The 12437-nt window shown below is 63.8% G+C and carries 10 protein-coding genes; 6 read left to right on the forward strand and 4 right to left on the reverse strand.

The window, feature by feature from the left end; translation table 11 throughout:
• Positions 1 to 25: 25 nt before the first annotated feature.
• The 3 genes from argA to KI611_RS19180 are packed head-to-tail and all read right to left on the reverse strand — an operon-like array spanning position 26 to position 3591.
• Entirely contained in the window at positions 26 to 1345 is a 1320-nt protein-coding gene (gene argA / locus KI611_RS19170; RefSeq protein ID WP_226417243.1) for an amino-acid N-acetyltransferase, read from the reverse strand.
• Positions 1342 to 2850: a polyphosphate:AMP phosphotransferase gene (gene pap / locus KI611_RS19175; protein WP_226417244.1), complete on the reverse strand. Its 1509-nt coding sequence runs from the start codon at positions 2848 to 2850 to the stop codon at positions 1342 to 1344. The genes argA and pap overlap by 4 nt, the downstream gene beginning before the upstream one ends.
• A gap of 3 nt (positions 2851 to 2853) precedes the next feature.
• Positions 2854 to 3591, reverse strand: a complete 738-nt coding sequence (locus tag KI611_RS19180; protein WP_226417245.1) for a 16S rRNA (uracil(1498)-N(3))-methyltransferase — start codon at positions 3589 to 3591, stop codon at positions 2854 to 2856.
• A gap of 41 nt (positions 3592 to 3632) precedes the next feature.
• Here KI611_RS19180 and KI611_RS19185 point away from each other — a divergent pair, with 41 nt between their 5' ends.
• The 6 genes from KI611_RS19185 (at position 3633) to gap (ending at position 11683) form a co-directional block, all read left to right on the forward strand.
• Positions 3633 to 4190, forward strand: coding sequence for a thioredoxin family protein (locus KI611_RS19185; RefSeq protein WP_226417246.1), 558 nt, complete (start codon positions 3633 to 3635; stop codon positions 4188 to 4190).
• 110 nt (positions 4191 to 4300) lie between these two features.
• On the forward strand, positions 4301 to 6778 hold the full coding sequence (locus tag KI611_RS19190) for an EAL domain-containing protein (protein ID WP_226417247.1): 2478 nt from the start codon (positions 4301 to 4303) through the stop codon (positions 6776 to 6778).
• Between the two features lie 33 nt (positions 6779 to 6811).
• On the forward strand, positions 6812 to 7825 hold the full coding sequence (locus tag KI611_RS19195) for a class 1 fructose-bisphosphatase (RefSeq protein ID WP_226417248.1): 1014 nt from the start codon (positions 6812 to 6814) through the stop codon (positions 7823 to 7825).
• A 43-nt stretch (positions 7826 to 7868) separates the two neighbouring features.
• Complete coding sequence (locus KI611_RS19200) at positions 7869 to 8519, forward strand: hypothetical protein (protein WP_226417249.1); 651 nt, start codon at positions 7869 to 7871, stop codon at positions 8517 to 8519.
• Positions 8520 to 8627: 108 nt separating this feature from the next.
• Entirely contained in the window at positions 8628 to 10634 is a 2007-nt protein-coding gene (tkt, locus tag KI611_RS19205; protein WP_226417250.1) for a transketolase, read from the forward strand.
• Positions 10635 to 10666: 32 nt separating this feature from the next.
• Positions 10667 to 11683: a type I glyceraldehyde-3-phosphate dehydrogenase gene (gene gap, locus KI611_RS19210; RefSeq protein WP_226417251.1), complete on the forward strand. Its 1017-nt coding sequence runs from the start codon at positions 10667 to 10669 to the stop codon at positions 11681 to 11683.
• A 187-nt stretch (positions 11684 to 11870) separates the two neighbouring features.
• Here gap and KI611_RS19215 read toward each other — a convergent pair whose 3' ends face one another.
• Positions 11871 to 12410 carry a hypothetical protein gene (locus KI611_RS19215; protein ID WP_226417252.1) on the reverse strand — a complete coding sequence of 180 codons (540 nt, stop codon included), beginning with the start codon at positions 12408 to 12410 and terminating at the stop codon, positions 11871 to 11873.
• Positions 12411 to 12437 lie beyond the last annotated feature (27 nt).

Consider the following 12437-nt stretch of genomic DNA (forward strand, 5'->3'; position numbering starts at 1 on the left):
ACTCCGTGGGGGGTGATGCGACGAATTATAAAGTCTTGAAGAGCACCTTAGAACGCCGCTGATAGTTGTACATATCGCGTTTCTTGGCCGGCAGGTCATCGACCGTACCCAGCTTGAAGCCGCGCTCGACGAACCAGTGCTCGGTCCGCGTCGTCAGCACGCACAGGCGCTTGACGCCCATCTTGCGGGCCCGCTGCTCGATGCGCTTCATCAGCAACTCGCCATAGCCCCATTCGCGGTGCTCGTGGCTGACCGCCAGGCAGGCCAGCTCGGCTTCTTCCTCCGAATGCGGGTAGAGCGCGGCACAGCCGACCATGATGCCGTCGTGCAGCATGACCGAGAAATGGTCGATTTCGCGTTCGAGCAGTTCGCGCGGCCGATGCACCAGGATGCCTTCCTGCTCCATCGGTTCGATCAGCGCGATCAGTGCGGCGATGTCGTCGGGCTTCGCTTCGCGGACGTTTTCCAGCGATTCGCGGGTGACCACGGTGCCGACTCCGTCATGGGTGAACAACTCGCGGAGCAGCGCGCCGTCCTGTTCGTAGCTGATCAGATGGACCCGGCCGACGCCGGTGCGGGTGGCCCGGACGGCGCACGGCAGGTAGCGCCTGATATCGGGCGACAACCATTCGCCGCCGCTCAGCAGCTCGGCCACTTCGTCGGCGGTCATCGCATCGAGCAGTTCGCCGGCCTCGCTGGTAACCCCCTGGCTATCGGTCAGATAGACCAGCTTGTCGGCGCGGATGGCGACGGCCACCGCTTCGGCCGCCTCTTCCATCTGCAGGTTGAAGATCTCGCCGGTCGGCGACGGCCCTTCGCAGTTGAGCAGCACGATGTTGCCGAGGCCGAGCTGGGCGTTGATGCCCTCGCTATCGACCTTGCGCACCTTGCCGGCGTACTGCATGTCGATGCCGTCGAGGACGCCGATCGGCTGGCCGGTGATGAAGTTGCCGCCGATGACGCGAATCCGGCTGTTGGCCATCGGCGTGTTGGGCAGCCCTTGCGACAGCATCGCCTCGATTTCGAGATAGACGCTGCCCACCGCGTCGAGCACGCAATCGAGCGCCTCGGCATCGGTCACCCGGTAGCCGCGGTGATAGATCGACTCGAGATTCTTTTCGCGCAGCTCTTCCTCGATCTGCGGTCGCGCGCCATGCACCATGACCAGCCGGATACCCAGGCTGACCAGCAGGTTGACGTCGTAAGCCAGGGTCTTGGCGAACTCGCTGGCCACCGCCTTGCCGCCGAAGGCGATGACGAAAGTCTTGCCGCGAAAAGCGTTGATATAGGGCGTGACGGCCCGGAACCAGGAAACGAAGTGCTCGTCGTAAGGGGTGTCGCTCATTGCTGTGTATATTTTCCGTTGTCGTCTTTCAGCGCATTTTCCAGGCGCTCGCAAACCGTTTTCAGTACTTTAACCCGGGCGTAGTTCTTGTCGTTGGCCTCGACCAGCGTCCACGGTGCCAAGCCGGTCGAGGTGCGGTCAACCATGTCGCACACGGCGGCGACATATTCATCCCACTTCTCGCGATTGCGCCAGTCCTCGTCGGTGATCTTGAAACGCTTGAACTCGGTGTCCTGGCGCTCCTTGAAGCGGCGCAGCTGCTCGTCGGCACTGATCTGCAGCCAGAACTTGACGACGATCACCCCGGCTTCGACCATCTGATGCTCGAAATCGTTGATCTCGGCATAGGCCCGCAACCAGTCGGGCTCGGTACAGAAACCCTCGACCCGCTCAACCAGCACCCGGCCGTACCACGACCGGTCGAAAATCGCCGCCCGGCCGATCCGCGGCAGGTGCCGCCAGAAACGCCAGAGATAGGGCTTGGCCCGCTCTTCCTCGGTTGGGGCGGCAATCGGGATGATCTGGTATTGCCGGGCATCCATTGCCGCGCCGATCCGCCGGATGCTGCCGCCCTTGCCGGCCGCATCCGAACCTTCGAAGACGACCACCAGCGAACGCTTGCCGACAAAACGCGGATCGCGCACCAGTTCCGACAGCCGGGCCTGGTATTTGGCCAGTTGGCTCTCGTAATCCTTCTTGTCCAGTTTCAGCTTCAAATCCAGCGCGCTGAGCACATTCTTCTGGTCGATCGGATGCACGATCGGCGGCGCCACCGGCACCATCTGCCGGCCTTCCTGGCGCAGCCGGCGCTGCATCGAATCGAGGACGATCCGCCCGACGGTCAGCGAACGGTATTCGTCATCGGTGCCTTCGACGATGATCCACGGCGCATGCGCCGTGTTGGTGACGCGCAGCACGTGGCCGGCCACTTCCTGCAGCTTGCCGTAGGTTTTCAGGCGATCGTAGCTTTCCTTGGTCACCCGCCAGGCGGTGTGCGGATCTTTCTCCAGCGCTTTCAGGCGCTGTTTCTGGCCGTCCTTGGAGAGATGGAACCAGAACTTGAGGACCAGCGCCCCTTCGTTGACCAGCATCGCCTCGAAGCGGTTGATGTCGTCCAGCCGCTCGTCCATTTCCGAGCGCCGCATCTTGCCGGTGATGCGATCAGTGATCGGCTGCGAATACCACGAACCGGCGAAAATGCCGACCTTGCCCTTGGGCGGCAAAGCCTGCCAGTAACGCCACATGTAGGGCCGCGAAACCTCCTCGTCGCTCGGTGCCGAGAAAGCCAGCGTCGAGATATGCCGCGGGTCCATCCACGAGTAGAGCAGGTTGATGGTTTCCCCCTTGCCGCTGCCGTCCACGCCGCTGATCAGGATGACGACCGGAAACTCCTTTTTCTCGAGCATGTCGTACTGCGCATCGAGCAAGGCGGCGCGCAGTTTCGGCACCTCTTTCTTGAAGGTTTCCTTGTCGATCCTGTGGCCCAGCTCTGCTGATTCGAACATCCCCTAACCCTCCCTGAAATCGCCCCACAAGGCCTGCATCGCCGCCAGCGCGGCCAGCCCTGCCGTTTCCGTGCGGAGGACGCGCGGCCCGAGGCGAACCGCCTGAAAACCTGCCTGTCTGGCCGCGATCATTTCCTGCGGATCGAGTCCCCCCTCGGAACCGATCAGCAGTTGAATTTCCGTCGCCGGCGGCAAGGCCACCAGCGCCTGTTCGGCATCCGGCGCCAGCATCAGGCGCAAACCGGCCGGGGCCGGCCGGGCCAGCCAGTTTTCGAGTTTTTCCAGCGGCGCGACCAGCGGCACCTGATTGCGGCCGCATTGCTCGCAGGCCGATGCGACCACGCCCTGCCAATGGGCCACCCGCTTGCCGGCCCGTTCGCCGGCCAGACGCATGACGCTGCGCCGGCTTTCAACCGGCACGATGTGACGGACGCCCAGCTCGACGGCCTTCTGGATCGTGTAATCCATCTTCTCGCCGGCCTGCAGGGCCTGCACTAGCGTGATCGCCAGCGGCGACTCGCGCTCGACGTCACGCCAGGCACCCAGCTCGGCCAGCACGCGGTCGCGCTCGATGCGTTCGATGTGCGCCGGGTATTCGCCGCCGCGGCCGTCAAAGAGCACCATCGGCGCCCCCGGCGGCAGGCGCAGGACGCGAACGGCATGGCGCGCCACGGGTTCGGGAAGTTCAACGTGCGCCCCCGGCGAGAGCGCTTCACGACAGTAAAATCGGGGCATATTCATCAATGCTATTATGGGTGAAATGAGTTTTGGAGTGGAGAAACATGGTCGCCTTGAACCCACCATTATGCAATTTTGGCCAACCGGCCATCGACTTCGACCTCCCCGGCACCGACGGCAAGCGCCATACGCTGGCCAGTTGCCGCGGCCCGAACGGCGTGCTGGTGATGTTTATCTGCAATCATTGCCCTTACGTCAAGGCGATCATCGACCGTCTGATTCGCGACTGCCGCGAACTGGCCGGGCACGGCATCGGCTGCGTCGCCATCATGAGCAACGATGTCGCCGCCTACCCCGAGGATGCGCCGGAAGAGATGCGCCGCTGGGCAACCGAACTGGCCTTTCCCTTTCCTTATCTCTACGACGAAAGCCAGGACGTCGCCCGCGCCTACGGCGCCGTATGCACGCCCGATTTCTTCGGTTACAACGCCAACCTGGAACTGCAGTATCGCGGCCGGCTCGATGCCTCCGGCCGCAATCCCGCACCACCCGAGGCTCACCGCGAACTGTTCGCGGCGATGGCGGAAATTGCCCGCAGCGGGCGCGGACCAAGCGAGCAGACGGCGTCCATCGGCTGCTCGATCAAGTGGAAGACGGCCTAGGGCGCGGCTCGGGAAACAGTCAAAAAACCTGAGCCAGCTCATGTCTGGCCCCTTGGGCTTGGGCTATCATTGAAAATTGTGCAAATTATTAAATTGCCGATTTGGAATCCTTGGACGCATCTTCGTCGACTACCGCTGAATCCCGGCGCAAACACCTCTACCTGCAGGCGGTCATGTCGAGCATGCCGCAGGGCATCAGTGTGTTTGACGAGAACCTGCGCCTGCGGGTCTGGAACCAGGGATTTATCGATGTCCTCAACCTGCCGGCCGAGGCGGTATACGAAGGCGTTCCGTTCGCCGATCTGATCCGCATTCCGGCCATGCGCGGCGAATACGGTCCGGGCGACGTCGAGGAACACATTCAGCGGAAGACCGCGCAGGCCCTTCAATTCGAAGGCCATCGCTTCGAACGCACCCGGCCGAGCGGCCGGACCCATCTGGTGCAGGGCGAACCGCTGTTCATCGACGGCCAGCTGACCGGGTTCATCACCACCTACACCGACATCACCGAACGCAAGACTGCCGAGCAGGACTTGCTGGCCCAGCACGATTTGCTGCAGACGGTCATCGAGAGCATTCCGAGCGCGGTCAGCCTGTTCGACCGGGAGCAGAAGCTGATTCTGCACAATCGGGAATTCATCGACCTGCTCGGCTTCCCCCCGTCGCTATTCGAGCAGGCCCCGGTTACGCTGGAAAAAATATTCCGCTTCAACGCCGAACGCGGCGAATACGGCCCGGGCGACCCCGAAACCATCGTCGAGAACCTGCTGGCCCGCGCCAGCCCGCCGACCGCCCATCGTATGGAGCGCACCCGGCCGAACGGCAAAACCCTCGATATCCGCGGCGTGCCGCTGGCCGACGGCAGTTTCGTCACCGTCTATACCGACATCACCGAGCAGCGGCACAGCGCCGAGCGCGACCATCTGGCCCAGAAGGTTTTCACCCACACGCCGGCCGGCATCATCTTTACCGACGAGGCGCATCGGATTTTGTCGATCAACCCGGCCACCACCCAGATGACCGGTTACCAGCTCGACGAACTGCGGGGCCGGACGGTATTCGGGCTGATCAGCCCGAACCATGACGAAACGCCGGAGAGCTTCCGGGAGAATATTTCCCTGCGCGGTTCATGGAACGGCGAACTGGAAATCACCCCGAAGTGCGGCGACGATTTTCCGGCAGGCATCCGCATCACCCGCGTCGACGATCAGCACAGCGGCGATGCCGCGCACTACATCTGGATTATTGCCGATATTACCGAGCGCAAGCAGGCCGAGGAAAGGATGCGCCATATCGCCCAGCACGATGCGCTGACCGGCCTGCCCAACCGCCTCGCCCTGCTCATGCGCCTCGCCCAGCTGCTGCCGGAGGCCAGGCGCCACAAGTGGAGCATCGCGATCATGTTCATCGATCTCGATCGCTTCAAGATCATCAATGACACCCTCGGCCATCAGGTCGGCGACGAACTGTTGCGCGAGGTCGCCAGCCGGCTGGCCGGCGTCGTCCGCGAAACCGACTTCGTGGCCCGCCTGGGCGGCGACGAATTCGTCGTCATCCTGTCCGCCATCACCATGCCGGCCGATGCGGCGATTGTCGCCAGCAAGATCGTCGCCGCACTGTCCACGCCGATCGAGGCCGAGGGGCACGAACTGCACACCAGTCCGTCGATCGGCATCAGCATCTTCCCCGACGACGGCCCGGATGGCGACACGATCCTGAAGAACGCCGACACCGCGATGTACCACGCCAAGGCGGCCGGCCGGAACAACTACCAGTTCTTCGCAGCCGAGATGAACCGCGTCACCGCCGAACGCCTCGACATCGAGCGCAAGCTGCGCCACGCCATCGCCCGCAACGAACTGGCCCTGTGCTTCCAGCCGCAGTTTAGGGCCGACAGTTCGCAGGCCACCGGCGTCGAAGCGCTGGTCCGCTGGCACCACCCGACCGACGGCATGATCGCCCCGGACCGTTTCATCCCGGTCGCCGAAGAAACCGGCATCATCGTCGAGATCGGCGAATGGGTGCTGCTCACCGCCTGCCGCGAGATGAAGCACTGGATCGACGCCGGCCTGAAGCCGATCCGCATCGCCGTCAACGTCTCGGCCAGACAGCTGCGGCGCCGCGACTTCTGCGAAACGGTGGCCGGCGCGCTGGCCGAGTCCGGACTGCCGGCCGAACTGCTGGAACTCGAAATCACCGAAAGCTCGGTGATGGAAAACCCGGAAGAAGCCGTGCTGATCCTCCAGCGCCTCGGCCGCATGGGCATTTCGCTGGCCATCGACGATTTCGGCACCGGCTATTCCTCGCTCGCCTACCTCAAGCTGTTCCCGATCGACCACCTGAAGATCGACCGCTCCTTCGTCGCCGATATCGAACACGACCTGAATGACCGGGCGATTGCCTTCGGCACCATCGCCCTGGCCCATTCGCTCGGCCTCAATGTCATTGCCGAAGGCGTCGAAACCGAAGACCAGCTCGAACTGCTGCGCACCAACGGCTGCGACGAAGTACAGGGCTACCTGTTCAGCAAGCCGCTGAACAGCGCTGCGGCGTTCGCCTTTCTGCACGCCCGCGACCTCGCAGGGTAAAATCCGCCCCTTTCGTCATTTCAGGGGGCCGTCATGGCACAAGGCACGCTGGCACGCTATCTCACCGAGGAACAACGCGACAAGGGCGTCATCACCGCCGACCTCAAGTTCCTGATCGAAATCGTTTCCCGGGCCTGTCAGGCCATCTCCGTCGCCATCGGCAAGGGCGGCCTCGGCGGCGTGCTCGGCGAAGCCGGCAGCGACAACATCCAGGGCGAGGCGCAGAAGAAACTCGACGTGCTGTCGAACGACATCCTGCTCGAAGCCAACGAATGGGGCGGCCATCTGGCGGCCATGGCCTCCGAGGAAATGGACCTGCCGCACCTGGTGCCGCACCGCTTTCCCAAGGGCGAATACCTGCTGACCTTCGACCCGCTCGACGGCTCGTCGAACATCGACGTCAATGTCTCGATCGGCACCATCTTCTCGGTGCTGAAATGCCCGGAAGGCGCCGACCTGTCCACCCCGGCCGCCGCCGAAGCCGCTTTCCTGCAACCGGGCACCGCCCAGGTCGCCGCCGGCTATGCCGTCTATGGCCCGACCACCTTGCTGGTGCTGACCGTCGGCGATGGCGTCGCGGTATTCACGCTCGACCGCGAGCAAGGCAGTTTCGTGCTGACCCAGGACAAGGTGCAGATCCCGGCCGACACCCAGGAATTCGCCATCAACATGGCCAACCAGCGCTTCTGGGAAGCCCCGGTGCAACGCTACGTCGCCGAAATGCAGGCCGGCAAGGAAGGCCCGCTCGGCAAGGACTACAACATGCGCTGGGTCGCCTCGATGGTCGCCGACGTGCATCGCATCATGACGCGCGGCGGCATCTTCATGTACCCGCTCGACAGCAAGATCAAAGCCCAGGGCGGCAAGCTGCGCCTGATGTATGAAGCCAACCCGATGGCGCTGTTGGTTGAGCAGGCCGGCGGGGCTGCCACCACCGGCCGCCAGCGCATCCTCGACATCCAGCCGGATAAACTCCATCAGCGCGTGCCGGTCATCCTCGGCTCGAAAAATGAGGTCGCGCGCGTCACCGGCTATCACGGCAGCTGATTTGAGGTAAATTGCCTCGTCGCCCAACAGAAGGAACTCTCCCATGCACGCCCGCACCCTCGCCCTGATCATTGCCGCCGCCGTTATCGGCACCGGCTGCGCCAGCAAGGAAAGCAAGCCCGAGCCGGCCGCCACGCCAACCGCCGCTTCGACCCCGGCTCCGGCGGCAACGGCCGTCGCCAGCAAGCCGGAATGTCCACCCGAGCCGACCGCCAAGAAAAAGACGACGGCCAAAACCAAGACCAGCAAAAAAGCCGCGACGCCAGCGGTCGATTGCGAACCGGCCAAGAGCAAGGCCGGCGCGACGACCGCCAAGACTGCCGAACCGGTAGCCGCCGCCCCGGCCCCGGCCGCCAAGGAAGCCGCCAAACCGGCCGAAGCGGGCAAGCCGCGCGTCGTCAAGTCGCGCGACGGCACCTTCGAAGGCGAGGTGTACGGCAACATTCCGGCCAACAGCAAATGGGCCAAACTGCAGATCGGCATGGACCAAGGCGAAGTCGAACGCATCCTCGGAACCAGCCACGAGGTCCGCGCCCACCCGACCGCCAAGGCCTTCATCCCCTTCTACTTCGGCAGCGACAGCACGCGTTATGAAATCGTCTATCGCGGCCAGGGCAGCGTTTCCTACACCGGCGGCGGGATCGGTGGCGGCCGCGGCGTTCTGATGATGATCAACTACGATCCGAATATCTAAACCGGCCTTCCGGCAGGTGCAATACCTGCCGGAAACGCAGACAACCCTACCCAAATGAGGCCATTTCCCGGATAATTTCACCTTTTCAGCAGGCTGGAATTCCGGATCATGAGCGTCAGCACCCCCCGCAAGTTTTCTCCCCTGACCGGTGCCATCCGCGCCCTGGCCATGGATGCCGTGCAGCAGGCCAATTCCGGCCACCCCGGCGCGCCGATGGGCATGGCCGAAATTGCTGAAGTGCTCTGGCGCCGCCAGCTGCGCCACAACCCGGCCAACCCGCACTGGCCGGACCGCGACCGTTTCGTGATGTCGAACGGACACGGCTCGATGCTGGTCTATGCGCTGCTCCACCTGACCGGCTACGACCTGTCGATCGACGACCTGAAGAATTTCCGCCAGCTGCACGCAAAGACCCCGGGCCACCCGGAATTCGGCTACACCGCCGGGATCGAAACGACGACCGGGCCGCTCGGCCAGGGCATCACCAACGCCGTCGGCTTCGCGCTCGCCGAACACGTTCTCGCCGCCGAGTTCAACAAGCCCGGCCACGAGATCGTCAATCACCACACCTATGTCTTCCTCGGCGACGGCTGCCTGATGGAAGGCGTTTCGCACGAAGCCTGCTCGCTGGCCGGCACGCTCGGCCTCGGCAAGCTGATCGCCTTCTGGGACGATAACGGCATCTCGATCGACGGCCATGTCGAAGGCTGGTTCACCGACAACACGCCGGGCCGCTTCGCCGCCTACGGCTGGCACGTCATCGCCGACGTCGACGGCCATGACAGCGACGCCATCGAACGCGCCCTGCTCGCCGCCAAGGCTGTGACCGACAAGCCCAGCCTGATCTGCTGCAAGACGACCATCGGCATGGGTGCCCCGAACAAGCAGGGCAGCCACGACTGCCATGGCGCCCCGCTCGGCAAGGACGAAATCGCCGCGGCCCGCGCCTACATCGGCTGGAACCACGCCCCCTTCGAAATCCCGGGCGACGTCTACGCAGCCTGGAACGGCAAGCCGCGCGGCGCCATCTTCGAAGAGAACTGGACGACCCGCTTCGCGGCCTACCAGGCTGCCTTCCCGGCCGAAGCCGCCGAGTTCGAACGGCGCGTCATCAAGCGCCAACTGCCGGCCAGCTGGGAAGCCACCAAGACCGACTACATCGCCAGCTGCCGCGCCAAGGCCGAGAACATCGCGACCCGCAAGGCTTCGCAGAACGCCATCACCGCGCTGGTCCCGGCCGTGCCGGAAATCTTCGGCGGCTCGGCCGACCTGGCCGGTTCCAACCTGACTTTCGTCAAGGGCAGCAAGGGCGTCACCAAGACGGAAGGCGGCAACTACTGCTACTACGGCGTCCGCGAATTCGGCATGACGGCGATCGCCAACGGCCTGGCGCTGCACGGCGGCCTGGTGCCCTACACCGCGACCTTCCTGGTCTTCTCCGACTATGCCCGTAACGCCATCCGCATGGCGGCGCTGATGAAACAACGGCAGATCATGGTGTACACCCATGACTCCATCGGCCTCGGCGAAGACGGCCCGACGCACCAGCCGGTCGAGCACATCCCCAGCCTGCGCATCATCCCGAACCTGGATGTCTGGCGTCCGGCCGACGCGACCGAAACGGCGATTGCCTGGACGGCCGCCATCGACCGCGCCGACGGCCCGAGCGTTCTGGCCCTGTCGCGCCAGAACCTGCCAACCGTTACCGCCGCCGTCTCCGACGAGAACATCCGCAAGGGCGGCTACGTGCTCTCCGAGGCCGACGGCGAAGCCCAGATCACGCTGATCGCCACCGGCTCCGAAATCAAGCTGGCCCTCGATGCCCAGGCTGCGCTGGCCGGCGAAGGCATCGCCGCCCGCGTCGTCTCGATGCCCTGTACCAATGTCTTCGATCGCCAGAGCGCCGACTACAAGACTGCCGTCCTCGGCGGTTGCAAGAAGCGCATCGCCATCGAAGCGGCCCACCCCGATTTCTGGCGCAAGTATGTCGGCCTGCACGGCGCCGTGATCGGCATCGACCGCTTCGGCGAATCCGCCCCGGCCAACCAGTTGTTCGAGATGTTCGGCTTTACGGTCGGCAACGTGGTGAACACGGCCAAGGCGCTGCTGTCCTGATTTTTAACGGTTTCATTTAGAGGAGAGGTTTCATGGCTATCAAGGTCGGTATCAACGGGTATGGTCGGATCGGTCGCTGCACGCTGCGCGCCATTTACGAACTGGGTCTGGAGAACGAATTCGAAATCGTCGCGATCAATGCTTCCGGCGACCTTCAGACCAATGCCCACCTGACCAAGTACGATACGACGCACGGTCGTTTCCGCACCCCGGTCGAAACGGATGGCGAAAACACCATCATCATCAACGGCAAGCGCATCCCCTTCTATTCCACCAAGAATCCGAAGGACATCAACTGGGCCGAGCACGGCGTCGACGTGCTGCTCGAATGCACCGGCTCCTACACCTCGAAGGCCAAGGCCCAGGCGCTGCTCGACCAGGGCGCCAAGCGCGTGCTGATTTCCGCCCCGGGCGGCGACGACGTCGATGCAACCATCGTTTATGGCGTCAACGACAACCTGCTGACCCAGCAGATGACCGTCGTTTCCAACGCCTCGTGCACGACCAACTGCCTGGCTCCGGTGGCCAAGGTGCTGCAGGACAACATCGGCATCAAGAAGGGTTTGATGACGACGATCCACGCCTACACCAACGACCAGGTGCTGGTCGACGTGCGCCACAAGGATCTGCGCCGGGCCCGCGCCGGTGCGCAGAACATCATCCCGACCAAGACCGGCGCCGCCAAGGCTGTCGGCCTCGTGCTGCCGGCCCTGAAAGGCCGGGTCGATGGTTTCGCGCTGCGCGTTCCGACGATCAACGTTTCGCTGGTCGACCTGACCTTCACCGCCGAACGGCCGACCACCAAGGAAGAAATCAACGAGCTGATGACCGCCGCTTCGCAAGGCGCGCTGAAGGGCGTGCTGGCTGTCAACAACGACCCGCTGGTCTCCTCCGACTTCAACCACGACCCGGCTTCGTCGACCTTCGATGCCACCCAGACCCGCGTCATGGACGGCAACCTGGTCAAGGTGCTGGCCTGGTACGACAACGAGTGGGGCTATTCCTGCCGCATGCTCGATGCCGCCCGCGCCTGGATGAACGCCAAGTAATTCCGGCTGTTCGGATGACGCTGTCTTGCCCCGCTCCGGCGGGGCAAGTCGTATTGGCGCCGCGAAACGCGCGGTGCCCGATACGTAAAAGTGGAACGAAGGGCCGCCCTTGAATTCCGCGCGCCGCTTCTCCTTACCGTCGGCCGCTCGCCGCGGAGCCCTGGCCGGCTCGGGAAATTCCCGCCCCTCAGCTCTTGCCGGCAAATAGCGACGCGACAAACGCGCCGGCCGCACCCGAGGTGGCCGTTGCCGCGGCTGTAGCCGCCGCAGCGACGGTACCGATCACCGTACTGGCCGACAATTGCCGGTCCGCCTCGGCATCCGGGCTTTCATCGCGGCCTACCATTCTTTCCTGAATCCGCTTGCTGATCTCAGCCTCGACCGCCGCCTGCTTCTCCGGCGGCATGGCTTTCAGATCTTCTTCCGTTATGCCCAATTCAGCCATGATTGCATCGCGCATGTGTTCGGCCGGCGTCTTCTTCAGATAGTCGTCGAGATCGGCCAGCAGCTTGTCCCGCGCGCTGACCGCAACCGTCGTTTGCGCCGCATCTGCGCTGCTGCTACCAGTAGCACTCGCCGTAGAAGCGGCCACCTGCACCGACTGGCCGGCGCTGCCGGCTTCGATGGCTCGCCCGAATATCGCGGAAAAATCGCCGGCCGACGACTTCTGGCTGACGTTGCGCAAATGGGCGGTCAATTCGCTATTCAGTCCCAAAACGACTTTCATGATTTACTCCAGAGCAAATATCTAAAG

The sequence above is a fragment of the Dechloromonas denitrificans genome (genome assembly GCF_020510685.1).
Taxonomy (GTDB): Bacteria; Pseudomonadota; Gammaproteobacteria; order Burkholderiales; family Rhodocyclaceae; genus Azonexus; species Azonexus denitrificans_A.

Bases quoted from the DNA above. Each gene is read 5' to 3' on its own strand.
- argA (WP_226417243.1), bottom strand. From the start codon at position 1,345: ATGAGCGACACCCCTTACGACGAGCACTTCGTTTCCTGGTTCCGGGCC.
- pap (WP_226417244.1), bottom strand. From the start codon at position 2,850: ATGTTCGAATCAGCAGAGCTGGGCCACAGGATCGACAAGGAAACCTTC.
- KI611_RS19180 (WP_226417245.1), bottom strand. From the start codon at position 3,591: ATGAATATGCCCCGATTTTACTGTCGTGAAGCGCTCTCGCCGGGGGCG.
- KI611_RS19185 (WP_226417246.1), top strand. From the start codon at position 3,633: ATGGTCGCCTTGAACCCACCATTATGCAATTTTGGCCAACCGGCCATC.
- KI611_RS19195 (WP_226417248.1), top strand. From the start codon at position 6,812: ATGGCACAAGGCACGCTGGCACGCTATCTCACCGAGGAACAACGCGAC.
- KI611_RS19200 (WP_226417249.1), top strand. From the start codon at position 7,869: ATGCACGCCCGCACCCTCGCCCTGATCATTGCCGCCGCCGTTATCGGC.
- tkt (WP_226417250.1), top strand. From the start codon at position 8,628: ATGAGCGTCAGCACCCCCCGCAAGTTTTCTCCCCTGACCGGTGCCATC.
- gap (WP_226417251.1), top strand. From the start codon at position 10,667: ATGGCTATCAAGGTCGGTATCAACGGGTATGGTCGGATCGGTCGCTGC.
- KI611_RS19215 (WP_226417252.1), bottom strand. From the start codon at position 12,410: ATGAAAGTCGTTTTGGGACTGAATAGCGAATTGACCGCCCATTTGCGC.